General features: G+C 72.3%; 21 protein-coding genes and 1 pseudogene. 8 read left to right on the top strand and 14 right to left on the bottom strand.

Annotation, left to right across the window (positions count from 1 at the left end; all coding sequences use genetic code 11):
• Position 1: 1 nt before the first annotated feature.
• A complete protein-coding gene (locus IE272_RS15765; RefSeq protein ID WP_050357272.1) occupies positions 2 to 892 on the bottom strand; it encodes an FAD binding domain-containing protein in 891 nt (296 codons plus the stop codon).
• A gap of 336 nt (positions 893 to 1,228) precedes the next feature.
• Between IE272_RS15765 and IE272_RS15760 the strand changes: the two genes are divergently transcribed.
• Positions 1,229 to 2,980: a PucR family transcriptional regulator ligand-binding domain-containing protein gene (locus IE272_RS15760; protein WP_073959800.1), complete on the top strand. Its 1,752-nt coding sequence runs from the start codon at positions 1,229 to 1,231 to the stop codon at positions 2,978 to 2,980.
• 173 nt (positions 2,981 to 3,153) lie between these two features.
• Positions 3,154 to 3,936, top strand: a complete 783-nt coding sequence (locus IE272_RS15755) for a hypothetical protein (RefSeq protein ID WP_050357270.1) — start codon at positions 3,154 to 3,156, stop codon at positions 3,934 to 3,936.
• 45 nt (positions 3,937 to 3,981) lie between these two features.
• Here IE272_RS15755 and IE272_RS15750 read toward each other — a convergent pair whose 3' ends face one another.
• Positions 3,982 to 4,815 carry a GntR family transcriptional regulator gene (locus tag IE272_RS15750; protein ID WP_050357269.1) on the bottom strand — a complete coding sequence of 278 codons (834 nt, stop codon included), beginning with the start codon at positions 4,813 to 4,815 and terminating at the stop codon, positions 3,982 to 3,984.
• A gap of 146 nt (positions 4,816 to 4,961) precedes the next feature.
• On the opposite strand from IE272_RS15750, the gene IE272_RS15745 reads away from it, so the two are divergent.
• Together IE272_RS15745 and IE272_RS15740 are read left to right on the top strand one after the other, a co-directional pair.
• Positions 4,962 to 5,810, top strand: a complete 849-nt coding sequence (locus tag IE272_RS15745) for a (2Fe-2S)-binding protein (RefSeq protein ID WP_098893144.1) — start codon at positions 4,962 to 4,964, stop codon at positions 5,808 to 5,810.
• A gap of 192 nt (positions 5,811 to 6,002) precedes the next feature.
• On the top strand, positions 6,003 to 7,103 hold the full coding sequence (locus tag IE272_RS15740) for a DUF2637 domain-containing protein (protein ID WP_050357267.1): 1,101 nt from the start codon (positions 6,003 to 6,005) through the stop codon (positions 7,101 to 7,103).
• Between the two features lie 23 nt (positions 7,104 to 7,126).
• Here IE272_RS15740 and IE272_RS15735 read toward each other — a convergent pair whose 3' ends face one another.
• On the bottom strand, positions 7,127 to 7,492 hold the full coding sequence (locus tag IE272_RS15735; RefSeq protein WP_050357266.1) for an ATP-binding protein: 366 nt from the start codon (positions 7,490 to 7,492) through the stop codon (positions 7,127 to 7,129).
• Between the two features lie 356 nt (positions 7,493 to 7,848).
• On the opposite strand from IE272_RS15735, the gene IE272_RS15730 reads away from it, so the two are divergent.
• Positions 7,849 to 8,280 (top strand): guanyl-specific ribonuclease, encoded by a 432-nt coding sequence (locus tag IE272_RS15730; RefSeq protein ID WP_007449054.1) that lies wholly within the window; start codon positions 7,849 to 7,851, stop codon positions 8,278 to 8,280.
• 105 nt (positions 8,281 to 8,385) lie between these two features.
• Here IE272_RS15730 and IE272_RS15725 read toward each other — a convergent pair whose 3' ends face one another.
• The 3 genes from IE272_RS15725 to IE272_RS15715 form a co-directional block, all read right to left on the bottom strand.
• Positions 8,386 to 10,128: a pyruvate dehydrogenase gene (locus IE272_RS15725; protein ID WP_190007120.1), complete on the bottom strand. Its 1,743-nt coding sequence runs from the start codon at positions 10,126 to 10,128 to the stop codon at positions 8,386 to 8,388.
• A 112-nt stretch (positions 10,129 to 10,240) separates the two neighbouring features.
• Positions 10,241 to 11,992, bottom strand: a complete 1,752-nt coding sequence (locus IE272_RS15720; RefSeq protein ID WP_190007119.1) for a protein phosphatase 2C domain-containing protein — start codon at positions 11,990 to 11,992, stop codon at positions 10,241 to 10,243.
• Positions 11,993 to 12,216: 224 nt separating this feature from the next.
• On the bottom strand, positions 12,217 to 15,984 hold the full coding sequence (locus IE272_RS15715) for a S8 family peptidase (RefSeq protein WP_190007118.1): 3,768 nt from the start codon (positions 15,982 to 15,984) through the stop codon (positions 12,217 to 12,219).
• Positions 15,985 to 16,193: 209 nt separating this feature from the next.
• Between IE272_RS15715 and IE272_RS15710 the strand changes: the two genes are divergently transcribed.
• Both IE272_RS15710 and IE272_RS15705 read left to right on the top strand, forming a co-directional pair.
• Positions 16,194 to 17,183 carry a helix-turn-helix transcriptional regulator gene (locus tag IE272_RS15710; RefSeq protein ID WP_190007117.1) on the top strand — a complete coding sequence of 330 codons (990 nt, stop codon included), beginning with the start codon at positions 16,194 to 16,196 and terminating at the stop codon, positions 17,181 to 17,183.
• Between the two features lie 80 nt (positions 17,184 to 17,263).
• Positions 17,264 to 17,746 carry a DUF456 domain-containing protein gene (locus tag IE272_RS15705; RefSeq protein WP_056698233.1) on the top strand — a complete coding sequence of 161 codons (483 nt, stop codon included), beginning with the start codon at positions 17,264 to 17,266 and terminating at the stop codon, positions 17,744 to 17,746.
• Here IE272_RS15705 and IE272_RS15700 read toward each other — a convergent pair.
• Positions 17,671 to 19,144 (bottom strand): annotated as a pseudogene (locus IE272_RS15700) (DNA-3-methyladenine glycosylase 2 family protein). The gene IE272_RS15705 and the pseudogene IE272_RS15700 sit on opposite strands and share 76 nt — an antisense overlap.
• 72 nt (positions 19,145 to 19,216) lie before the next feature.
• Positions 19,217 to 20,368, bottom strand: a complete 1,152-nt coding sequence (rsgA, locus tag IE272_RS15695; protein WP_050357259.1) for a ribosome small subunit-dependent GTPase A — start codon at positions 20,366 to 20,368, stop codon at positions 19,217 to 19,219.
• A gap of 364 nt (positions 20,369 to 20,732) precedes the next feature.
• Between rsgA and IE272_RS15690 the strand changes: the two genes are divergently transcribed.
• On the top strand, positions 20,733 to 21,233 hold the full coding sequence (locus tag IE272_RS15690; RefSeq protein WP_190007115.1) for a DUF5949 family protein: 501 nt from the start codon (positions 20,733 to 20,735) through the stop codon (positions 21,231 to 21,233).
• 224 nt (positions 21,234 to 21,457) lie between these two features.
• Here IE272_RS15690 and IE272_RS15685 read toward each other — a convergent pair whose 3' ends face one another.
• The 6 genes from IE272_RS15685 to IE272_RS15660 form a co-directional block, all read right to left on the bottom strand.
• A complete protein-coding gene (locus tag IE272_RS15685; protein ID WP_003965411.1) occupies positions 21,458 to 21,865 on the bottom strand; it encodes a rodlin in 408 nt (135 codons plus the stop codon).
• Positions 21,866 to 21,998: 133 nt separating this feature from the next.
• A complete protein-coding gene (locus IE272_RS15680; protein ID WP_190007114.1) occupies positions 21,999 to 22,217 on the bottom strand; it encodes a hypothetical protein in 219 nt (72 codons plus the stop codon).
• A gap of 188 nt (positions 22,218 to 22,405) precedes the next feature.
• Positions 22,406 to 22,816 (bottom strand): rodlin, encoded by a 411-nt coding sequence (locus tag IE272_RS15675; RefSeq protein ID WP_050357256.1) that lies wholly within the window; start codon positions 22,814 to 22,816, stop codon positions 22,406 to 22,408.
• 69 nt (positions 22,817 to 22,885) lie between these two features.
• The gene (locus IE272_RS15670; protein ID WP_047179476.1) at positions 22,886 to 23,176 is read right to left on the bottom strand and encodes a hypothetical protein; all 291 of its coding nucleotides are present in this window, start codon (positions 23,174 to 23,176) and stop codon (positions 22,886 to 22,888) included.
• 253 nt (positions 23,177 to 23,429) lie between these two features.
• Positions 23,430 to 23,663, bottom strand: coding sequence for a chaplin (locus IE272_RS15665; RefSeq protein ID WP_050357255.1), 234 nt, complete (start codon positions 23,661 to 23,663; stop codon positions 23,430 to 23,432).
• Between the two features lie 292 nt (positions 23,664 to 23,955).
• Complete coding sequence (locus IE272_RS15660) at positions 23,956 to 24,357, bottom strand: rodlin (protein ID WP_050357254.1); 402 nt, start codon at positions 24,355 to 24,357, stop codon at positions 23,956 to 23,958.
• Between the last annotated feature and the right edge of the window lie 338 nt (positions 24,358 to 24,695).

Here is a 24,695-nt window from a genome sequence, read left to right as displayed (position 1 = left end):
GTTACGCAGCTCCTTCCAGCGTGCGGCCCGCGCCGCGGTACTGCTCCCAGGTCCAGCCGAGCGTGCGGCGGGCCATGATGCCGACCGCGTGCCTGCGGTACTTCGCCGTGCCGCGCACGTCGTCGATCGGGTTGCAGGCGCCGGACGCGAGGGCGGCGAACTGCTTGGCGATCGCGGGGGTGATGATCTTGCCGTTCTCCCAGAACCCGCCCTCTTCGAGCGCGGCGTTCAGGAAGTCCTCGGCCGCCTTGGCCCGGACGGGCGTCGGGGCCGCGGAGCCGATGCCGGTGCGCACGGTGCGGGTCTCGGGGTGCAGCGCGATGCCGAACGCGCAGACGGCGATGACCATGGCGTTGCGGGTGCCGACCTTGGAGTACTGCTGGGGTCCGTCGGCCTTCCTGATGTGCACGGCGCGGATCAGCTCGTCCGGCTCCAGGGCGTTGCGCTTGACCCCTGTGTAGAAGGCGTCGATGGGAATCAGCCGCGTTCCGCGTACGGATTCGGCCTCGACCTCGCAGTCGGCCGCGAGCAGGGCCGGGTGGGCGTCACCGGCCGGCGAGGCGGTGCCGAGGTTGCCTCCGACGCCGCCCCGGTTGCGGATCTGCGGGGAGGCGACGGTGTGCGAGGCGAGCGCCAGGCCGGGCAGCTCGGCGCGCAGGTGCTCCATGATGCTGCTGTACGGCACGGAGGCGCCGAGCCGCACGCTCTCCTGGCCCACCTCCCACTCGGACAGCTCACCGATGCGGTTCAGGTCCAGGAGGTACTCGGGCCGCCGGTGGTCGAAGTTGATCTCGACCATCACATCGGTGCCGCCCGCGATGGGCACAGCTGTGGGGTGCTCGGCCTTGGCGGCGAGCGCCTCCTCCCAGCTGGCGGGGCGAAGGAAGTCCATGAGTGGCTCTCTTCTTCTCAATCGGGTCGTTCGCTGGGGCTGGGGGACGGCCGGCCCTCGACTGGCTCGTTCATATGGTGTTCACGTGGTGTGTGGCCCAGTACACAAGCCCTGCTCCTGCCGGTGCAGTCACCGAAACACTGAAGGAGTTGGCTGGTGTCCGTCCTCGTCTTGTAGATTCGAACGAATGGCGGGAATCGGTAACCTCTCCGCAATCCACAGATACCCGTTCGCCCCATGGCTCCCCCACCCCACGGCCTCCTTCACCCACTTCCACCTTCACCTGCACTTCCACGAACCTCACCTGCTCCCTACGGAAAGATCGGCGGCGACGAGATGCGGCTGCGCGCACTGCTGGAGACCGACGCGCTGGGCCTGCGGCTGCTCGGCGGCGAGGACGAGCTGGACCGCACGGTCCGGGGCGTCATGACGACCGACCTGCGCGATCCCAGCCGCTATCTCTCCGGCGGAGAGCTGGTGCTCACGGGGCTCGCCTGGCGCCGGGACGCGGCGGACTCCGAGCCGTTCGTCCGGATCCTGGCGGGCGCCGGGGTGGCCGGTCTCGCGGCCGGTGAGGCGGAGCTCCGCGACATCCCCGCCGATCTGGTCGAGGCGTGCCGGCACCACCGCCTCCCTCTCTTCGCCGTGAACGAGACCGTGGCTTTCGCAACGATCACCGAGCACGTCGTACGCCAGGTCTCCGGCGAGCGGGCGGGCGATCTGGCGGCCGTGGTGGACCGGCACCGCCGGCTGATGACCTCGGGCCCGGCGGGCGGCGGCCCCGAGGTGGTCCTGGACCTCCTCACCTCCGACCTGGACCTGCGGGCCTGGGTCCTGTCCCCCACCGGCCGCCAGATCGCCGGGGCGGGCGCCCCGCTGCCCGGACCGCTGGGCGCGGCGCTGGCCGGGCACCACCTGGCCGCGACCCGTACCGGCCGCCGGGGTCCGCACCGGGCGGCGGTCGCCGGCACGACGTATTCGCTCTTCCCGATCCGGAACACCGGCCGGGGCGCGGTGCCGGCCGCCCGCGACGTACGGGAGTCGGTGCTGTCCGACTGGCTGCTGGCGGTCGAGGCGGACGCCTCGGACTGGCCCGCCGCGCGGCTCGATCTGCTCCAGGGCGTCACCCAGCTGATCGCGGTCGAACGCGACCGCCGCGACGCGGCCCGTACGGTACGCCGCAGGCTCGCCCAGGAGGTGCTGGAGCTGGTCCAGGCGGGCGCCGCCCCCGCCGAGATCGCGGCCAGGCTGCGGGTCGCCGCACCGGTCCTGCTGCCCGGCCTCGGCGTGGCCCCGCAGTGGCAGGTCGTGGTGGCCCGGGTCGACTGGGGCGCCACGGGCCAGACGGCCGCCGCGGGCGACATCGCGAGCGGTCCGGTGGCCCAGGCGCTGCTGGAGGAGATCCTCGTCGACCCGGCGGTCAGCGGCCCCGACTCGGCCGACCGGATCGCCGTCGCCCACACGGGCGAGGAGGCCATCGCCCTGGTGCCGCTGCCCACGGCCACCACCGCGGCCCCGGGCCCCGAGGAAGGCGCTTCGGGCGAAGCGGCGCGGGCGGACGTCGAGGACGCCGACGCCCTCGACGAGGAGCCCGGGCTGCACGCCGACGCGCTGCTCGCCTCGGTGCGCGAACCGCTCGCCGCGGGGCTCGCCGACGACGGCCGGCTGACACTGGGTGTCAGCGCGGCCGTGCATTCCGCCGAAGGGCTGCGCGGCGCGCTGGAGGAGGCCCGGCACGCCCGCCGGGTGGCCGCGGCCCGTCCGGGGCGGGTCTGCGCGGCCGGTCACCACGAGCTGGCCTCGCACGTGCTGCTGCTGCCGTTCGTCCCCGACGACGTCCGGCGCGCCTTCACCGCCCGGCTGCTGGACCCGCTGCGCGACTACGACCGGCGCCACCGGGCGGAGCTGATCGAGACGCTGGAGGCCTTCCTGGACTGCGACGGGTCCTGGACCCGCTGCGCGGCCCGGCTGCACCTGCACGTCAACACGTTGCGCTATCGCGTCGGACGAATCGAGCAGTTGACGGGGCGTGACCTTTCGCGCCTGGAGGACAAGCTCGACTTCTTCCTCGCCCTGCGCATGAGCTGATCTTCCGGCCGCGCACGGGGCCCGGCGGCGACCCGTCGCGCTCCGGCCGATTGTGAAATCTTTCACCTGACATTGTCCGGACCCCTTGGCCCGGCGTGCCATTCCGTGCTGAGATGCGCCGTACCCAACAGCACAATGGCGCGCTCGGGGAGGGCAATGTGGCGCATACCGCCATGTCTGGTTCCGGAACGACAGCAGATGACGATCCGCCGCTCCAGACCGCGGTATGGCGGCTGCGGTCACGCGCCTGCTGGACCGACGCGGCCGCGCTGCTGGAGCGCCACGCGAGCACCGATCCGGCTTCCGCTCTCCAGCGCACCGCGCTGCTGACCGAGCGGTGTCTCTACACCGGACAGGGCTGGACCGACGCCGAGGACGCCCTGCGCACGGCGGAGGCCATCGCCCGCAGCGACGACGAGCGCGGTTCGGCCGCTTCCGAGCGGGGCCATCTGGCGTACGCCTCGACCCTCCTGGCGGTACGGGACCGGGCCGACGAGGCGAGCGTGGCGCTGAGCCGGTCGGCGGCGCTGCTGGCCCCCGCGTCCCCGGCCCGGCCGCTGCTGGACTTCCGGCGCGGGCTGATCGCCCAGAACATCGCGGAGTCGCCGCAGTCGGCGCGCGCCGCCTTCCGCCGGGCGCACGCCGGTGCGGCGACCCGGGGCGACGAGCTGCTGCTTTCGTCCACCTGGCGGCATCTGGCGGCGCTCGCCCTGCGCGAGGGGGAGCTCGCCGAGGCCCGGCACGGCTTCGCGGAGTCGCTGCGGATCCGGGAGGAGCTGGGGTTCCTGGTCGGTACGGCCCCGGCGCTGATCTCCCTCGCGGAGGCGGTGGAGGAGCCGGAGGCGGTGCGGCTGCGCGCCGAGGCGGGCCGGCTGTTCCGGCTCCTCGGCGGTGTGCCCACCTGGCTGGCCCCCTACCTGGGGCCGCCGGCCCCGCGCACCGCCGAGGCGAGCTGAGGCAGGGCGTCCGACGCCCTCCTCCCGGCCGCGGACTTCACCCGGTCAGCGGTCCGCGCCGGCGAAGTGTTCGCGGACCAGGGCCTGGACGACGGCGAGGTCCTGGGAGACGAGGGCGTCGAGCAGGGCGGTGTGCTCGGAGGCGTCGGCCAGCAGATCGGCCCGGCGGGTGGCGGGGCCCGACACCAGCGGCCACTGGGAGCGCCGGTGCAGTTCGTCGGCGACGGCCACGAGCTGCTCGTTGCCCGACAGCATGAGGACCGCGCGGTGGAAGGCCCGGTCCGACTCGGCGTAGGCGGCCCGGTCGCCCACGGCCGCCGCCGTGACCGTGGCCTCCGCCAGCGGGCGCAGGCCGCACCAGCGGTGCGCCGGGACCGTACGGGCCAGGCCGAGCATCACCGGCACCTCGATCAGGGCCCGCACCTCGGCCAGTTCGGCCAGCTCGCGGGGGCCGCGTTCGCTGACCCGGAAGCCCCGGTTCGGCACGACCTCGACGGCTCCCTCGACGGCCAGCCGCTGCATGGCCTCGCGCACCGGCGTCGCGGAGACCCCGAAGCGGGCGCCGAGCGCGGGGGCGGAGTACACCTGGCCGGGCACCAGCTCGCCGTCGACGAGGGCGGCGCGCAGGGCGTCCAGGATCTGGCCGCGCACGGAGTGGCGCTGGACGACACGCGGCGCGGGAGGCTCACTGTGGGTGTGCTCGCCCCTGGCCTGCTCCCCGTCGGCCGGTCGCCCCCCGGCCCGCTCGGCCCCGGCCTGCTCGCCCCGGGCCTGTTCCGGCACCCGGGCCTCCGGCATCCGGCCGTCCGCCGGAGCACGCGAGAACGCTCCGGGGGCGTACGCCGGACGTACGCCCTCACGCGCGCTGCCCTGCTCCACCCGGACCTCCTCCGCCTGCCGCGGGCCGACTCGCGTGCGCCGGACCTCCTGTGCACGATAGAGGGAGGAGGCTGCGGTTCAAACATCGACGGCATCGGGTAAGGTAAGCCTTACCTGCAAACGATCCCGATTCGGTGGTCCCCTGCATGACCCTCTCCCCGCCGTTCACCGGCACCGCGACGTCCCCCGTGACCGCCGCGTACGCCCGCCTGACCGAGGTGTTCCCCGGTCTGCGGGCCGACGTGCTCGACGGCGACGCCGTAGCCCCGTCCGGAGCGGGCTGGGTCGGCGCGGCGGAGCTGGCGGCCGGCGGTCACGCCGTGGACGCCTTCCTCGCCTGGGACAACGCCCAGGTGCTGCGCGACTACGGGCAGCAGGCCCGTCCGGACGTGGTGGCGAGCTTCGGTCTGCACCGGTACGCCTGGCCCGCCTGCCTGCTGGTGACGGTGCCGTGGTTCCTGCAGCGCCGGGTGGTGCGGATCCCGGTCGAGGACGTGGCCTTCCAGCGAGCCCTGGGGCACCTGACCGTGCGGGTCCGGGAGTTCGCCTGCCTGCCGGACGACCCGGCCGCCACACTGCCCGGGGCCCGGGTCGTCGCGGACGAGGCGGCGCTGCGGGCCGAGGTCCTGGCCTCCCTGACCGAGCACCTCGGTCCGGTGCTGGAGGGCTTCGGGCCTCGCATGCGGCGCGGGAAGCGTGCCCTGTGGGGGATGGCGACCGACGAGATCGTCGAGGGCCTCTGGTACATCGCGCATCTGCTGGGCGAGGAGCGCCGCGCGATGACGGAGCTGGAACTGCTGCTCCCGGGCACGACCAAGCCGTACGCCGGCGGGGCCGGCTTCCGCGAGCTGACCGGACCCGACGGCCGGTCGCTGCCGACCCGGGACCGGGCGAGCTGCTGCCTCTTCTACACCCTGCGCCCCGAGGACACCTGTGTGACCTGCCCGCGTACCTGTGACGCGGACCGGGTACGCAAGCTCGCGGCCGCTTCCTGATCCACACCGCCCGTCCGGATGACGCGGAATCGAACGCAACTCGGCTGCACCGGGCGGCCGTTCGACAAGATTCCACCCATCGATAGCCTCTCCCACCCCCATGGCGTGCTCTTGTCCCGAAACCACCGGAGCGGGACGGGAATTCCGTCACGATGGCGCACGAAACGCCCTACGTGACGCAAGGGACCGCGCATGAGACTGACCGACATATCGCTTGACTGGCTGCTTCCGGGCGCCGTACTGCTCGTGGGAGTCATGGCGGCGGTGACGGTGGTCGCACGCGGCAAGCGTGCCGCCGGCAAGGCCGCGGCCGACGACTCCTGGGAACGCAGCGAGGAACGCCGCAGACGCAAGGAGGCGCTGTACGCCACCGCCAGTTACGTCCTGCTGTTCTGCTGCGCGGCGGTCGCCGCCGCGCTCTCCTTCCACGGGCTCGTCGGCTTCGGCCGGCAGAACCTGAACCTCACCGGAGGCTGGGAGTATCTGGTCCCGTTCGGACTGGACGGGGCCGCGATGTTCTGTTCCGTGCTGGCCGTACGGGAGGCGAGCCACGGAGACGCGGCACTCGGCTCCCGGCTGCTGGTGTGGACGTTCGCCGGGGCCGCCGCCTGGTTCAACTGGGTGCACGCCCCCCGGGGCATGGACCACGCGGGCGCACCGCACTTCTTCGCAGGGATGTCCCTCTCGGCCGCGGTGCTCTTCGACCGCGCGCTGAAGCAGACCCGCCGCGCCGCGCTGCGCGAACAGGGCCTGGTGCCCCGTCCGTTGCCGCAGATCCGGATCGTCCGCTGGCTGCGGGCCCCCAGGGAGACCTTCGGCGCCTGGTCGCTGATGCTCCTGGAGGGCGTCCGCACCCTGGACGAGGCGGTGGACGAGGTGCGGGAGGACCGCAGGGAACGTGAGCAGGACCGGCTGCGCCGACGCGACCAGGAGAAGCTGGACCGGGCCCGCATCAAGGCCCTGAACCGGCAGAACCGGGTCTGGGGACGCGGCGGACGGGGGGATCGGCAGGTGGACGTGCCCGCACTCGCCCCGCCCTCGGGCGGCGCGCCGCCGGCCGTCGCGGAGCCCGCCATAGCAGAGCCGGGTCAGCTGCCTCTGCGACCCCGGCCATCCCTGCAAGCCGTCGGCCCGAAGCAGGCGGACGGTTCGAGCTCGAAGAGCCTGGACGCTTCGAGCCGGGGAAGTGACCCGAGGACCGTCGACCTCACCGCCGAGGACGACACCCAGACACTCCCCCGGCTCGACTCGCTGGAACAGAAACTGAAGGATCTGGAACAGCAGTTCGGCTGAGCGCGCATCGCGGCGGAGGGCCCTCAGGACCTTCCGCCGTGCAGCTCGAACCAGACGACCTTGCCCAGGCCCTGTGCCTCCACGCCCCAGGCGTCGGCCAGGCTCCGGACCAGGATCAGGCCCCTGCCGTGCGTACCGTCGTCGGCGTTCGGTACGTACGGCGCGGGCAGATCCTCCGACGCGAAGTCCTGGACCTCCACACGCAGTCGGGCGGGCGTCGCCGTAGCGGTGACCACGGCCCCGTGCCGCGTATGGATGAGAGCGTTGGTCACCAGCTCGCTCACCAGCAGCTCCGCCGCCTCGGTCTGCTCCTCGTCGGAGCGGTGCCGGAGGAACTCCCGCAGCTCCCGGCGGACTTCGCCCACCGCCGACCGCTCGGTGTGGCCCACCCTCCGGCGCATCCGGGCCGGCGGTATGGCCTCGCCCGGTCTCCGGCCCCGGGGGCCCCGCCCCTCGATGACCGTGGCCCTTCTCTGACGCTTCGCCATTTCCCCCGCCCGCACAGTGAACCGACCTCCTCTGATCCGGCCGCCCGTCGAACAGCCTCACGGGATGCATGCCCCTGTACGCACACGGTCACGCTTGTCGAAGCGTCAAGAGGTGAACGGTCGGGAGCGGCGAGGGGCGCACGGAACATCCCACCCGCGCACGCCATCACCACATAGGCGCAGCTCCGGTTAACGTCCGGCGAATACAACTGAGTTGACGTTGACGACCCAACTTCTACGCGCGTCATCATGATGGTATGCGCATCCCCCCACGCATCACCCGGCTAGGCGGCTCGGCCGCCCTCCTGTCCGTTCTCCTCGCCTCGGGCCCGGTCACGGCCCAGGCGGCCACCCCGGCCGCCGCCCCCACCGCCCACTCCGCGACCGCCTTCCGGGCAGCCGCGGTGGGCAGCGTCTGCTACTCCGCGCTGCCGTCCCAGGCGCACGACACCCTGGATCTCATCGAGCAGGGCGGACCGTTCCCGTTCGAGCAGGACGGGACCGTCTTCCAGAACCGGGAGGGCCTGCTGCCCGGCCAGTCCACCGGCTACTACCACGAGTACACGGTCATCACCCCCGGCTCCGACACCCGCGGCGCCCGCCGGATCGTCACCGGTGAGCAGGTGGAGGAGGACTACTACACCGCCGACCACTACGCATCCTTCGATCTGGTCGACCACGACTGCTGACCCTCCGCGCGAGGGGTGTTCCCGCACGCTCCGAGCGAAGGGGACATGACGACCGGACCCTGGTGGAGGGCCGCCCGGAGAGGGCCCTCCACCGGTCCGGCCGGCTCAAGGACGGGGCACGTTGCGGAGGTTGGAGCGGGCCATCTGGAGCATCCGGCCCACTCCGCCGTCGAGCACGATCTTGCTGGCGGAGAGCGCGAAGCCGGTGACCATGTCGGCGCTGATCTTCGGCGGGATGGAGAGCGCGTTCGGGTCGGTGACCACGTCGACGAGCGCGGGCCCCTTGTACTTGAAGGCGTCCTTGAGCGCGCTCTGCAACTGCTTGGGCTTCTCCACGCGGACGCCGTAGGCGCCCGCAGCACGGGCGATGGCGGCGAAGTCGGGGTTCTTGTTGGTCGTCCCGTACGAGGGGAGGCCCGCGACGAGCATCTCCAACTCGACCATGCCGAGGGAGGAGTTGTTGAACAGGACGACCTTCACCGGCAGGTCGTGCTGGACCAGCGTGAGGAAGTCGCCCATCAGCATGGAGAACCCGCCGTCGCCCGACATCGCGACGACCTGCCGGTTCAGGTCGGTGAACTGGGCGCCGATCGCCTGCGGCAGGGCGTTCGCCATCGAGCCGTGGCTGAACGAACCGATCACCCGCCGCTTGCCGTTGGGCGTCAGATAGCGGGCGGCCCACACGTTGTTCATGCCCGTGTCGACGGTGAACACGGCGTCGTCGTCGGCCATCTCGTCCAGCACGGAGGCGACGTACTCGGGGTGGATCGGAACGTGCTTCTCGACCTTGCGGGTGTAGGCCTTGACCACGCCCTCCAGGGCGTTCGCGTGCTTCTTCAGCATCCGGTCGAGGAACTTGCGGTCGGACTTGGGCTTCACCCGGGGCGTCAGGCAGCGCAGGGTCTCGCGCACATCGCCCCAGACCGCGAGGTCGAGCTTGGAGCGACGGCCGAGGTGCTCGGGGCGCACATCGACCTGGACGATCTTCACATTGTCCGGGAGGAAGGCGTTGTACGGGAAGTCCGTGCCGAGCAGGACGAGAAGGTCGCACTCGTTGGTCGCCTCGTACGCGGCGCCGTAGCCCAACAGTCCGCTCATCCCGACGTCGTACGGATTGTCGTACTGGATCCACTCCTTGCCGCGCAGCGCGTGCCCGACCGGGGACTTGATCTTCTCGGCGAACTCCATGACCTCGGCGTGCGCCCCGGCCGTGCCGCTGCCGCAGAACAGTGTCACCCGTTTGGCCTCATCGACCATGCGGCAGAGCTTGTCGATCTCGTCGTCGCCGGGCCGTACGGTCGGCCGCGTGGTGACGAGGGCGTGCTCGATGCTCTTCTCGGGGGCGGGTTTGGAGGCGACGTCGCCCGGCATCGAGACGACGCTGACGCCGCCGCGCCCGATGGCGTGCTGGATCGCCGTCTGGAGCAGTCTCGGCATCTGCTCCGGGTTGGAGATCATCTCGTTGTAGTGGCTGCACTCCTGGAACAGCAGCTCCGGATGGGTCTCCTGGAAGTAGCCGAGGCCGATCTCGCTGGAGGGAATGTGCGAGGCGAGGGCCAGCACCGGGGCCATGGAGCGGTGGGCGTCGTACAGGCCGTTGATGAGGTGCAGGTTGCCCGGACCGCAGGAGCCGGCGCAGGCCGCGAGCGAACCGGTGATCTGCGCTTCCGCGCCGGCCGCGAAGGCGGCGGTCTCCTCGTGGCGGACATGGATCCAGTCGATGGCCGAGTTACGCCGGATGGCGTCCACGACGGGGTTCAGGCTGTCGCCGACGACGCCGTACATGCGTTTGACGCCTGCCCTGGCGAGGATGTCGACGAATTGCTCCGCCACGTTCTGCTTGGCCATGGGTGTGCACCCTTCCTTGCCCGTGCTCCGTGCACTTCGACTGTCCGGACTCCGGAGCCCGAAACACCCGTTTCGCCCGGCTCCGGAGTCCATCAACCCACGGCGTGCGCGGTTACGCCTCCCAGACGGCGGCGCAGGTGCGGTCGTCGGCGTACCCCTTGATCCGGAGCTGGGTGTCGGCGAGGAAGGCGGGCAGTCCGGGCGGTCCGGCGCTCCCCCAGCGCTCGGCGAGCTCGCCGGGGAGCGCGGCCTCGCCGCGCATCGGCTCGGCGAGGCCATTGCTGCACAGCAGCAGCGTGTCGCCGGGGCGCGCCACGGAGGCCCGGAAGCGGAAGGGCTCGGCGGCCGGGCGGGCGGGGCCCTCGGCGTTCGGGGAGGGCGGCGCGGCGATCTGGAGGTCCATGGTCAGCCGGTCCCCGTCCGCGCCCTCCTCCTGCTCGTCGCCCGGCTGCGGGGCGCCGCCGTCCGGGACGAAGGGCTCCAGGTCCTGCCAGAGTCCGTCGCGGAGGCGGAAGAGGCCGCCGCTGCCGACGCCGAAGAAGACCCGGGTGCGGCAGTCGGGGTCGGCGGACAGCAGGAGGCAGCGGAGGCTCGCGGTGTACGCGTCCGGCTCGACGCCGAGTTCGGCGGCACGGGCACGCAGCTTGCCGTACGTCCGGTCGGTGAGCCGGTGCAGTCCGGCCTTCAGGTCGCCCCGGCGGCCCGCTCTTATGTCCTCGGAGAGCCGGATGTGGCTGCGGGCGACGGCCCCGCCGATCCAGCGGCAGGCGTCGGCCGCGGCGAGGTGCGCCGCTTCGCCGGCCCGTCTGCCGCCGGCCACGGCGACCAGGACGAGGGCGCTCTCGGCGGCCCCGAAGCGGGCGGTGAGCAGCCCGTCGCGCCGGGGTTCTCCGCGGAAGCGGGCGGAGTCGCCGCGTACGGAGGCGGCGCGCAGGGTGTACGTCCCGTACCGCGCGCCGTCCAGGACGGTGTCGGGGCCGAGGCCGTCCAGATTCTCCGAGGTGGCGGAGGGCAGGGCGGCGGGCTCGGCGTCGTAGGTGGGCGGCCGGTCCCCGAGGTGCCCGACGGCCGGCCGGTCGTCGGTCGCGTCCGCCGCGGCGGAGTCCGGTGGAAGTTCGTGCAGGGCACCGGGGGCGGGCGCGAGGGCGGGCTCGGGCTCTTCCGGCACGCGCGGCGCGGCGAACGTCCGGGGCCCCGACTGCCCGGCGGGCACCTCCCAGGGGGCGGGAAACGCGGTGGTGCGCGGTGCGACCGGAAGGGAGGGCGGAGCCTGCGGCGGTACGGGCGGGGCGGCCGGCCCCGGCGGTACGGGCGGGACGGCGGACGTCGGCGGAACGGGCGGGACGGGCGCCTCGGGACCGCCAGCCCGTTCGGGACCGGCGTGAAGCTCCGGCTCCGGTACGGCGTAAGCGGCCTGCTCAGGCTGTCGGTCGCGCTTCGCATACGGATACCGGGCCGACCGAGGGTCCGGCACGCCCGGGGCCGTGGCGGGAGCCGTCGCCGGATCCGCGGCGGGGTCGGGCGACGGCTCCCGCCGCGTCACCTCGGTCCGGCTCTGCCCGGGCGGCCGGTACGCCTCCGCGTACGGGTTCTCATAACGGTCGGCGTCCGGCTCCTCGTACCGGTCCGCGAACGGGTCCTCGTACGCGTCCCCGTACGGGTCCCGGACGGTCTCGCGCGCGGTGTCCCGGTGGCCGCCCACCGGGTTGTCCACCGGGCTGCTCACCGTGTCCGACACGGAGTCGAAGCGGTCGTCGAGGCTGTCGGCCGCCCGGCCGGGACCGGTGTCCTGCGCGGTCTCGTCGTACAGCTTGCGCCACCAGTCGTCCTCGTGGGCGGCGGGCTTCTCCCCCTGCTGACTCATGCCCATATTGTCCACCGCGGAGGCGGCCCGAAAACGGGACATCGGGAAAATGTGGCCCGCAAAGGGTCCGCCGGGCGGCCCCACCCCCCACGGGAAGGACGCCCGGCGGACCGGTCGGAATGATCGGCAGGTCGGCGTTGCAGCCGTTCGTGCGTTCGGCCGATCACGGATTCAGCGGCTCAGCGGCTCAGCGATTCGTCCGTTCTCCCGGCGGCCCCGTCGCTTCAGCGCACGACGTACGCGTCGTTGACGGTCTGGACCACGGAGTTGCCGTTCGCATCGCTCAGTTCGGTCCGCAGTGTGACGGACTTCCCGGTCGCGTCCGCGTGGTCGACGGTCGCGGTCCAGCGGCCGGCCTGCTGTGCGGTGGTGGCCGTGTGCCAGGTCTCGCCGCCGTCGTAACTGAAGGAGACCTTCGCGCCGGTGAGTTCGCCGGGGGTGTACCCGGCGTGCCCGGTCGCGCCGAGCCCGATCTTCTGGCCGTTCTTCGCGGGCACGGTCTTCATGCCGTCGGACGGCACGTCGTAGCGCGGGAAGAGCAGCGGAAGGCCTTGGGACGCCACGTCCGGCTTCCGCTCGGAACGGAACGCCCAGGTGGTCTCCGTCCGCGTGGACCGCTTCCAGACCTCGGCGGGCGAGCCGATCTTCGTGGTCATCAGCGTGAGTTCGTACGCGGCGTCCTCGGCGGGCACGGCGAAGGCTCCGAACGGATAGCCGCTGCTGCCGACGAGCTCCCCCTCACGCTCGAGTCGCATTCCGCCGATGTCACCGAACGATCCCTGCTGGCCGATGTGTTCGGAGTCGGTCATGAACGCGGGGGCGGCGCCGATCATGTTGTCCTGGCGTTCACCGGCGAGCAGCTCCGCACCCTCCGCGTCGCGCGGGGCGCCGGGCACCAGCAGGCCCCGGTACCACTCCTCCTTCATGGCCCGGCCTGCCTGGTACGTGCGGGCGTCGCCCATCATCATCTCGCCCCAGGGGAAGCTGGAGGAGAGCATCTTCTGCCAGACGGTGTCGCCCGCCGTGTAGTACTCGGTGCGCTTTCCGGGGGCGGCGACCACGGCGAGCGAGGACGCGCCGAAGGTGGCGCCGTAGGGGCGGGACACCAGGAGCGTGTCGACGAAGTCGGCGGCCACGCCCATCGACTCATGCGTGGAGACGACCGAGCCGAGCTTCTTGTCCCGGACCTTGTAGGTGCGGTCCGAGGTGACCTGCTGCTCCGGGAACGACAGGTTGTACACGAACGGGCTGACGGCCGTGGCGGTCCAGGAGACCTCCGTCTTCCCCGTGCCGAGGGCCGTCCTCAGCACGGCGGCCTCGTCCGCCGGCAGGGCGAGGACCGGAAGGGGCGCCGCCCCGTAGCCGATGGACGGCTTCCAGTCGCCGGCCGAGGGACGGTGCACCAGGAGCGCCGTCGCCCCGGCGGCCCGCGCGGCCCGCGCCTGGACCAGGACGTTCGACGCGTCGTCGCCCACCTTCACCAGGGCGATCCGGCCCTTGGCGCCGGCGGCCTCCAGTTCGGCGGCGCTGCCCGCACCGGCGTCGACGACCTCGGCGCGGCCGGTGCCGTCCAGGTTGACCGAGCCCGTGGTGGCGGGCCGGGGGTGCAGGTCCGCTCCGCCGACGAGGGAGAACTTCTGGATCTGCGGGGCGTAGGCGCGCCAGACGGAGGCGAACTCGAAGTCACCGTCGCGTGCCTTGCCCTGGACGTCGACCAGGTAGTCCTTGATCAGCCCGGTGCCGGCGATGGACCCGGAGTGCAGCCAGGTGTCGTCCCACGAGCGCCCGAACGCGAGGGTCGCGCCGCGCGTCTCGGCGGCCCGGTCCTCGGTCCGCACCTTCAGCCGGTGGGCCTTGCGGGCGTCGAGGACGAGCGTGGTGTCCTTGGTCACGTTCAGCTGGGGGCGCGCCAGATAGCCGACGGATCCCACGAGTTGACCGGTCGCGTCGGCGGGGTCGGGCGAGGCGATGAAGCTGGAGACGAAGTACGCGCCGGGACGGACCCGGAAGGTCTGGTCGGTGGCGCCCTCGTTGAAGCGGCGTTCGCCGGATGCGGTGTCGGTGCCGATGAGGTCGAGGGAGGAGACGCCGTCCGCGGGCTTACCGGTGCGGTCCACGAGCTTGACGCGCAGGGTGACGGTCTCCGGAGCCACGTACAGGGAGAACGGAGTGGATGTCTTCACTCCCCCGGCGCCCGTGGCGAGGACCCGGCCGGTGACGTCACCGTACTGGGCGGCGGTCAGCCGGGCGTCGGGAGCCAGCGCGAGGGGCACCTCTACGGTCGCCCCGGCGGGCACGGTGACGGACTTCCGGCCGAGCGAGGCGATCGTGGAGCGGACGGCCGAGCCGTCGTTCCCGGTGACGCCCGCGACCTTCAGCGAGAGGGTGACCGGCTTGCCGCTCGTGTTGGTGTAGGGCACGGCGACGGTGGTGCGGTCGCTCTTGTCCTGCGGCCAGTTGAAGGTGCCGCCCTGCACGGCCGGTGCGCCGAGCACGGGCGTACGGATCGCGCGGTCGACGTCGAGACGGCCGCCTCCGGTCTCGCGTACGTCGCCGGGGACGGCGCTCCGTGCCGAGGAGACGAGGGCCGCCTTGATCTGCTGGGCGGTCCAGTCGGGGTGACGCTGCTTCACCACGGCGGCGGCGCCCGCGACATGCGGGGTCGCCATCGATGTGCCGGACATGGACCGGTACGCCTCCGAGCCCCGGCCGCCCGCTGCGGCGGCGGAGATGGCGACTCCGGGCGCGGCGATCTCGGGCTTGAGGGTGTGCGAGACGATCGCGGGGCCGCGGCTGGAGAAGTTCGCGGTGGTGTCGTCGCGGTCGACCGCTCCGACGGTCAGCACACCGGGTGCGCAGCCGGGCGAGGAGACGGTGTTCAGGGACGGGCCGAGGTTTCCGGCGGCGACCACGAAGAGGGTGTCCTTGTTCTTGCCGAGTTCCTCGGCGGCCAGGCTCATCGGGTCGGTGCAGTCGGTGGGTTCGGCGCTGCCGAGGCTCATGGAGACGACGTCGGCCTTGCTGTCGACCGCCCACTGCATGCCCGCGATGATCCAGGAGGCCGCGCCGGATCCGCTGTCGTTCAGGACCTTGCCGACCATCAGGTCGGCGCCGGGTGCGACGCCCTTGTTCTTTCCTCCGCTCGCCGCGCCGGAGCCGCCGACGGTGGACGCGACATGGGTGCCGTGGCCCTGGCGGTCGTCGGTGCTGTCGGCGTCGGTGAAGTTCTCCGATGCGGTGATCCGGCCCTGGAGGTCGGGGTGTTCGGCATCAGCCCCGGTGTCCAGGACGGCGACCTTGGCGCCGGTCCCGTCGTAGCCGGCGGCCCAGGCGAGGTCGGCGCCGACCTGTTTCGTCGACTTGTCGAGACTGGCCTGAACCTTGCGGTCGAGCCAGAGCTTCTTGAGTCCGGCGCCCGAACGGGAGCGGGGGGCGGTGAGGTCGGCCCAGAACGCGGCGGCCCGCTTCTTGTCGGCCTTCAGCGCGAGTCCGTCGATGACGTCGAGAGCCGCTCCGCGCTCGGCCCCGCGCGGGGTGAGCGGGGCGCGGCGGGCGGTGTCGCCGGTGTAGGTGGCGATCAGCGGGACGGCGTCGGCGTGGCTGTCGTCGTACCCCTGGCGGATGAGCCCGGTGACGTTGAACAGCTCCTCGTCCACGGTGCCCTCGGCGAGCGCGGACACGGCGGACTCGGGATAGACGTACAGGTCCGGGCCGGACTGCCGGGTCTGCACGAGCGGCACGCTGCCGTCCGTTCGGGGCAGGGCGGTGGCGGCGGACGCCCCCGAGGCGTCCGTGGTCACCAGCACCGTGTCACCGGTGACGAGCGTCACGGTGACGGGCTTCGGGGCATCGGCGGCGGTGGCCGCGCTCCCGGTGATCGGTCTGTTCGGGTCCCGCTCGTCCGGTGGCGCGGCCACCGACGGCGCGATCACCGTGACGGCGAGCACGGCGGCGGTCGCCGCTCCGAGTGCCGTACGCGATATCGGGCGCATCGCTCTCCCCAGGTCATTCCGGAACGAAGCAGCCCAAGAGGCCGCATCCCGGAGGTTGTTGGTGCTGCGGTGGCGCCACAGTGGCAGAGGGGTCGGGGGTACAGGGGATGATGTGGGCGGCGGGTTTACGCCGTGGCCTCTTCCCGCCACCCGGGACCCGCCGCAGGGGCGCCTCGATGCGCGATCACCACACCCGGGGAGGTCGGAGAATGCTGGGGGCCATAGGTCTCGACGAGAGACAGGAAACCGCGTACCGCGCGCTCGTCGCGGCGGGAGCCGCGGAGCTCGCCGATCTGGCGCACCGGCTGGCACTGCCCGAGGCGGACACCGAACGGGTGCTGCGACGGCTGGAGCAGCAGGGCCTGGCCGCACAGTCCTCGGCCCGGCCGGGCCGCTGGGTGGCGGCGCCGCCCGGCGTGGCGCTCGGCGCGCTGCTGATCCAGCAGCGGCACGAGCTGGAACAGGCGGAGCTGGCGTCCGCGCTGCTCGCCGAGGAGTACCGGGCCGAGGCGAGCGAACCGGCGGTGCACGACCTGGTGGAGGTGGTGACGGGGGCGAGCGCCGTCGCCCAGCGCTTCCACCAGCTGCAGCTGGGAGCGGTGTCGGAGGTGTGCGCCCTGGTGACGGGCAAGCCGATCGCGGTGACCGGGATGGAGAACGAGTCCGAGGAGCGGGCGACGTCGCGCGGGGTGAGCTACCGGGTGGTGGTCGAGCGCGATGTGCTGTCGACTCCGTTCGGGATCATGGAGCTGTCGGCGGCGCTGAGCCGGGACGAGCAGTGCCGGGTGGTGGACCGGGTGCCGACGAAGCTGGTGGTGGCCGACGGGAGCCTCGCGATGGTCCCGCTGACCGCTCGGGGCGCGGAGCCCGCCGCTCTGGTCGTGCACGCCAGCGGTCTGCTGGAGTCGCTGATGGGCCTCTTCGAGGCGGTGTGGCGGGAGGCGATGCCGCTGCGGCTGGGCGAGGGCGGCGGAGTGCACGAGGACGGGGTCGGGCCGGATCCGACGGATCTGGAGATCCTGTCGTTGCTGCTGGCGGGGCTGACAGACGCCAGTGTGGCCAAGCAGCTGGATCTGGGGCTGCGGACCGTGCAGCGCCGCGTCAAGGGCCTGATGGAGCTCACCGGGGTCTCGACCCGCCTCCAGCTGGGCTGGCATGCGTACGAGCGTGGCTGGGTGGCCCGTACCGAGTCGGCCTGAGGTCGCATCGGCGCAGGTCGCCGCAGGTGGCCGGGGTCCGCTGACGGGCGGAGCGGGGCACTCTCCGGCAGGCTGGTCAGATGAGTGTGTGGCAGCTCGTCGCCGTGGGCCTGGTCATGCTGCTGGGCCTGGTCGGGGTGCTGGTGCCGGGCGTGCCGGGTCAGGCGATCGTCTGGGCGGCGGTGCTGTGGTGGGCGCTGACGGACATGACGCCGGCCGCCTGGGGCGTCCTGATCGGCGCGACGGCGCTGATGCTGCTGAACCAGGCCCTGAAACCGCTGCTGTCACCGCGCCGCCCGGGCGAGTCCGGGGCGCCTCGCCGGACCCTGATGATCGGCGGGGTCGCGGGGATCGTGGGCTTCTTCGTCGTGCCCGTGGTCGGGGGGATCCTCGGGTACGTGGGGGCCATCTTCGGCGCGGAGCGGCTGCGGCTGGGGAGCCGCGGCGCGGGCTGGGCGTCGGTGCGCTCGGTCATGCGGGCGACGGGCTACGCGGTGCTGGTGGAGCTCTTCTGCTGTCTGCTGGTGGCGGGCGCCTGGCTGGGGGCGGTGCTCTGGGGCTGACCGAAGCGCCTTCGGCGGCCGGGGTCAGCTCAGCACCGCCGCCCCCTCCGCTTCCAGATGACGTACGGCGTAGGAGCGCCAGGGCCGCCACCGCTCCGCGCCCGGCGTTCCGTACGGGTCCACGTCCGGGTCGCCGAGCGCCCGCATCCGGATCAGGGCGGCGGTGCGGCGGCCGATCCCGGGCAGCGTCAGCAGCGTCCGTTCCGCCTCGTCGCGGTCGGCCCCGGCGTCCAGCCGCAGCCCGCCGCCGGCGAGCGCGGCGGCCAGCGCCGCGAGGGCCGGGTCCTCGACGGAACCGGCGAGCACGTCCGGCTCCGGGAACACATGGGTGAGCCCGCCGCACGGCACGTCCAGCGCCTTCCCGTACCGCTCGACCAGCTCCCCGGCGGCCTCGCGCCCCACCAGGGTCCGCACGGCGGCCTCCTCCGGGTCGGCCGCGCCCGGCGACCGCAGGCCGGGGCGGGCGGCGACCAGCGGGGCGAGCCGGGGGTCGGCGGCCAGCGCCTCGTCCACCGCGTACGGGTCGGCGTCCAGATCGAACAGGCGGCGCACCCGCTGGACGGCGGTGGTCAGGTCGCGGAGGTCGGTGAGCTGGATCCGGGCCTCCAGCCAGGGGCCGCCGGGCGGGGCCTCGTCGACCGCGACGAGCCCGGCCCCGTACGGCAGTCGCAGGGTGCGCCGGTAGGTGCGGCGGCCGGGCGGACCCGTCACCTCCTCGACCCGGGCGACCGCTCCCGCCGCCAGCAGGTCGAACAGGGCGGCGGTGGCGTACGGGCCCCGGTGGGCGAGCCGCAGCGGGATCCCGGCCCGGGTCCCCTCGCGGCGTCCGCCGCCGAGCCCCGTACCGGCCTCGGCGCGCAGGGCGCTGGGCGTGCGGGCGTAGATCTGCCGGATGGTGTCGTTGAACTGCCGGACGCTGGCGAACCCGGCGGCGAAGGCGATCTCGGTGACCGGCAGCCCGGTGGTCTGGAGGAGCACCCGGGCGGTGTGGGAGCGCTGGGCGCGGGCGAGCGCGACAGGTCCCGCGCCCAGCTCGGCGTTGAGCTGGCGCTGGACCTGCCGGGCGCTGTAGCCGAGCCGCCCGGCGAGTCCGGGTACGCCTTCGCGGTCCACGACGCCGTCGCCGATCAGGCGCACGGCCCGGCCGACGACGTCCGCGCGGACGTTCCACTCGGCCGACCCGGGCACGGCGTCCGGCCGGCAGCGGCGGCAGGCCCGGAAGCCGCCCGCCTGGGCCGCCGCCGCGGTGGGGTAGAAGCGCACGTTGACGCGCTTGGGCGTGACGGCGGGGCAGCTCGGCCGGCAGTAGATGCCGGTGGTCACGACGGCGAAGAAGAACGCGCCGTCGAATCGGGCGTCGCGGCTGCTGACCGCCTCGTACCTGGTCCGTTCGTCCATCACACCGTCCAGTGTGCGGCAGCCGGGGCTGCCGCACTCGCGGCTTTCGGACGTCGAGCCGGTCGCCCCGGGCTACCGCACCCGGCCGCGCTTGGCCTGCATGGCGGCGCGCCCCTCCGCGCCCTTGCGCTTCCAGTCCCGCAGGATCTCGGAGCGCACCCGGGCGTCGGTCTTGGCGACGATCCGCTGGTTCTCGCGGATCAGCTTGCGGTAGCTGTCGAGCCGCCGCTCGGGCAGGACCCCGTCCTCCAGCGCACCGAGGACGGCGCACCCCGGTTCGGCCTCGTGGGCGCAGTCGTGGAACCGGCATCGGGTCGCCAGCTCCTCGATCTCGGAGAACACCTCGCCGACCCCGGTCCCGGCGTCGTACAGGCCCACTCCGCGGAGCCCGGGGGTGTCGATGAGGACGCCCCCGTGCGGCAGGACGAGCAGGTTGCGGGTCGTGGTGGTGTGCCGGCCCTTGCCGTCGACGTCCCGAGCTGCTCGCACCTCCATGACGTCCCTGCCGAGCAGGGTGTTGGCCAGGGTCGACTTGCCCGCGCCGGAGATGCCGAGCAGCACGCTCGTACCACCGGAGACGACGGCGCCGAAGACGTCGAGTCCCTCGCCCGTGGTGGAGCTGACGGGCAGCACCTGGACGCCGGGGGCGATCGCCTCGACGTCCTGGACGAGGTGGGCCAGCGTGGCCGTGTCGGGCACCAGGTCCGCCTTGGTGAGCAGCACGATCGGTTCGGGGGTGTGGCCCGCGTCCTGGCCGTCACCGAGCAGTGCGGCGCCGCTGGAGCTGGACAGGGCGAGCGCGAGGAAGCGCTCCAGACGGCCGAGGTCCAGCTCGACGGCGAGCGAGACGCAGATGGCGATGTGGTCGATGTTGGTGGCGAGCACCTGCCCCTCGGACCGCTGGGAGGAGGTGGAGCGGACGAAGGCGGTGCGGCGGGGCAGCAGCGTACGGACGAAGCGCGGATCGCCGTCCGCGTCGAGCGCCACCCAGTCGCCGGTGCAGACGATCCGCATCGGGTCGCGGGGCACCACGAACGCGGTGTCGGCGCGGACGGTGCCGTCGGCGGTGATCACGTCGCACTGACCGCGGTCGACCCGCACGACGCGCCCCGGCACGAGCCCCTGCTCGGCGTACGGGGAGAAAGCAGCCGCCCAGTCCTCGTCCCAGCCGTACGGAGTCAGCGGGTGCGAGGAGGAAGGAGCGGGAGAGAACGAGAAAGACAAGGGAAACCCTTCACAGGGTGGCCCCGGCACGCGCGCTCGGGCGCGGGAAGGTCGAGAAGTCGGTCAGCCGGTGGCCACGGGGATGAGGACGATGCTCTTCCGGTTGTGGGCAGTGCCCATCGCAACGACAGTCATCAATGTCCTCACCTCCTGGTTCTTTCCGTCTCCGTGCCGCGGACGTCATGTCGACGCCCGGAACAGTGGCCAGATTAGCCGGGCCCCCGGGAGCGGCGTCAACAGCTTTTCCGCGCACCTTCGATGGAGGCGGCCGGACCGGGGTGTTCGCCGGAGTTGGGCACAGATCTCCCTCGATCGGGTGATACGCATGCATAGAGCCTGGTCCGGGGCCGTTAGGGTGCCGAGCATGACCACACCCCAGGCCTCCACCGGCACGTTCACCCAAGCCCAGTTGGGCACGCAGATCCTGATCGGCTGGAGCGGCCGGCAGCCCGACGCCGACCAGGACACCGCCTTCCTCCTCGCCTACTCGCTGGGCGACGGGCAGGACGGTCCGGAGGTCGGCCGCGAGGCCATGCGAGCCATGCTGGAGCGCGCGGGCTTCCGCGTCGGCGGCCCGATCCAGGACGCGGGCGAGACCCCGTCCATCCAGGCGAAGCTCCTCGTCCAGGCAGGGCAGGCCGTCCTGACACTGCCTCACCTCTCGGCGCAGTACCCGGCCCCCGAGGAGTGGCTGGCCGCGGCGCAGGCGCAGGGCCAGGTGTACGGGATGTTCGCCACCAGCCCGTGGCCGGACGCCGTGCCCGGGCAGCCGGTCAGCGAGGACCGGCTGCGGGCCTTCGCCACGGACGTGGAAGTCGTCCGCACCGCCGCCCACTGCCTGCTCCCGGTCCGTTCCCTGGGCTGAGAAGCGCTCCCGCCGCCCCGGACGCACGACGAGGCCCACCACCCCCCGTGGAGTGGTGGGCCTCGCCCGTGCGGCTGTGCGGCGGGCGACGACGCCGTGCCGTGCGGTGCGGTGCGGTGCGGTGCGGTGCGGTGCGGTGCGGTGCGGTGCGGTGAAAACGAGGACGGGCGGTCCGGAGTGTGATCTCCGGACCGCCCGCACTCAACACTTCAGGCTGTGGTGCGTCAGTTGTTGCCGACGCCGTTGCCCGAGAGGACCGGGATGTCGTCCAGGATGTGCGACAGCGGCTCGTCACCCTTGGCCTGGGTGGAGTTGTCGGCGCACTGCTGGTTCTGCGGGTTGGACAGGACGTTGACGTCCTGGACCGCGATCGGCACGACGCCGATGAGCGAACCGACGTTGGCCTTGAGGGGCAGGCCGACGCAGAGCTTGTTCAGGGTGCCCTGGACGAGCTGGTTCTGCGGGCTCCAGTTGCCCTCCGTCTCGGCGTTGCCGATCTCCGACTCGGCACCGTTGCCGTTGAGGGTGGTGGTGCCACCGTCGTTGCCGATCGCCATGGCCGTGGGAGCCGCGACTGCGGACAGACCGAGCAGGGACACGGCCACTGCAGCGCCGGCCATCATCTTCTTCATCAACTTCACCTTTCGGAGCGTCCCGTTGTGGAACGTACTGATCAACTGCCACCACCCCTGATCGGTTGCGCAGCACCACTCAAATGGGTTCGTTCCGGCGCAAGGTCGACGCCGCTCCCCCGTCCTCAGGGCCTCACCCTCCGGGTGCCTCGGGTCCGGAACCCTCGTCCGAGGTACGCGCCGAGGGCACGAAACCGCCGCGCCGGGGGGCCTGGTCCTGGTGCGGCTCCGCGAAGGGGTGACCGCCTCCGGCCGCCTGCCACTCGGCGACGAGCCGGTCGTAGATCGGTGTGCCGCCCGCCGCGGGCCACCGCTCCGCGCCCTGTGGGGTCTGACTGTCGTACGGATCCATACAGAGGCCCTACCCGGCCCGGCCGGGATCGTCAGCCGGTGCTACGGCATCCGGCCCAACCGGACAACCCGGCCGGAGGCGTTGCACACGACGAAGGGCCAGTCCGTCCGGTCCGGCGAAGGAACGATCGCCGTACGGATGGACTGGCCCCAAGCGGGTCGGCCGGAGCGGACCCGGACTACCCGGTCTCAGCTGTTGCCGGCACCGTTGCCGGAGAGGATCGGGATGTCGTTCAGCAGGTGCGACAGAGCCTCGTCACCCTTGGCCTGGGTGGAGTTCTCGGTGCACTGCTGGTTCTGCGGGGAGGACAGGACGTTGATGTCCTGGACCGAGATCGGCACGACGCCGAGAAGGGAGCCGACGTTCGCCTTGGCCGGGAGGGCGATGCAGGGCTTGTTCAGCGAGCCCTGGATGAGCGCGAACTGCGGGCTCCAGTCACCGTGGGTCTCGGAGTTGCCGTAGGCCTGCGAGGCGCCGTTGCCGTTGACCGTGGTGGTCCCGCCGTCGTTGGCGATGGCCATGGCGGACGGGGCGGCAGCGGCGGAGATACCGACGACCGAGGCGGCGACGGCAGCCGAGGCCATGATCTTCTTGAACATGTAAGGGGCCCTTCTGGGGAGTGATGCGGATCGGTGAAAGAACCAGGTGGAACGGTCGTGCTACGGCGATCAGCCGCCGAGGGGAACTCCGCCCAGCAGCGGAGCGGCGCCCTCGGCCACCCCGGTTGCCTGGCCCGCCAGCTTGCCGACCGTGCCGTCCTTCGAGACCGTCTCGGCGGTCTCGGCGACCGTGCCCACCACCGGGTCCACGACCTGCGGGGCACTGGCCATCACCTGGTTGAGGCCGCTGTCGAGGCTGAAGTTGGGGGCCGTGGGCGTAGCAGCGGCGAAGGCGGGAGCGGCCGCTCCGAGGGCAGCCACGGAACCGGCAACAAGGGCGGCGGTCTTCGCGTACTTCACTTTTCTGGTTCCCTTCTGCGCGGCATCTGTTTCGGTCACGTTCCCGTGCCGCACACAAGCTTTCTTTACCTGTGACTTCTGCCGCTTTCTCCCTGATCAACGATCAGGCCGCTTTCGGGAAACTGTGGAGCGACGACTTTCTCCGCGCCTTCCACGATTCCGGCCCGTGGAGCCGGGTCACGAAAAGGCCCCGGACGGCGTTCACCGTCCGGGGCCCACCGGTTACGGGCAAACGGCCCGGCCGGTCAGGGAGTCACTTGTTGATGCAGGTGTTGCCGAACGCCGGGTTCAGCGCGCCGATCACGTTGATGGTGTTGCCACACACGTTGACCGGAATGTGGATCGGGGCCTGGATGATGTTGCCGGACAGCACGCCCGGGGAGTGCGCGGCAATGGCCTCGGCACCCGAGTCGGCCATGGCCGGCGCGGCGGCGCCCATCGCCATGAGCGTACCGGCGGCGACTGCGGCAACCTTGGTGAACTTCACGTTTCGTCCCTTTCCTTGGCGGAGTCCGGTGCGGTCACGCCCTTCGTGCCCGCCCGAGCCAAGTCCTGATCGCTCGCGACTCCGGCACTGTCCTGCGTAACGATGAACGCCCGGGACGGGAACTGTTCGACGGGCGAATTCCCGGATGTCCGCCCGAATGCCGCAATGCCCCGTCGGGCAGGGGCGGAGAATGCGGACAAGGAAACCGTGTCCGCGTTCCGGGACGGCAACGGGCCCGAGCCGTTCGGTGGAGGAACGCCGAGGGCTCGGGCCCGAGTAGGGCGGCTGCGGATCAGTTGTTGCCGGCGCCGTTGCCGGAGAGGATCGGGATGTCCTCCAGGATGTGCGAGAGCGCCTCGTCACCCTTGGCCTGGGTGGAGTTCTCGGTGCACTGCTGGTTCTGCGGGGAGGACAGGACGTTGATGTCCTGGACCGCGATCGGCACGAGGCCGATGAGGGAACCGACGTTCGCCTTGGCCGGGAGGGCGATGCAGGGCTTGTTCAGCGAGCCCTGGATGAGCGCGAACTGCGGGCTCCAGTCACCGTGGGTCTCGGAGTTGCCGTACGACTGCGAAGCACCGTTGCCGTTGACCGAGGTGGTGCCGCCGTCGTTGGCGATGGCCATGGCCTGCGTCGCGCCGAGACCGAGGATGGAGGCGGCGACAGCGCCCGTAGCCAGAACCTTCTTGATCACGATTAACCCTTCTCGTACTGGTCGCCCCGTAAGCGGAGCCCCCTGGTCAACTCACCGCGCGGCATTAGGTTCCGCCCATTCACCCGAATGCCGGACACGGCGGCCGACCCCCGCCCCTGTTCGTACGACCGCCCGTTCGTGAAGGAATTGCACGCACTCCCCCGAGGAGCCTCGCCCGAACGGGTGGACGAGGCCGGACGGCCCCGAGGGCGCTTCATCTACCGGGCAGGGCGCCTCCTTGCCGTCAACACGGGCAATACTCACCGCAGTTGAGGGCGAATCGTTTTTCTTTGTCTGCGATCCGGGATGTGCGGGATCCGGCAGCACCACCCGTTCGG

It is taken from the genome of Streptomyces anulatus (assembly GCF_014650675.1).
Classification (GTDB): Bacteria; Actinomycetota; Actinomycetes; order Streptomycetales; family Streptomycetaceae; genus Streptomyces; species Streptomyces anulatus.
Note: the sequence above shows the minus strand (reverse complement) of the source record. Positions and strands in the feature narration are given on the sequence as shown.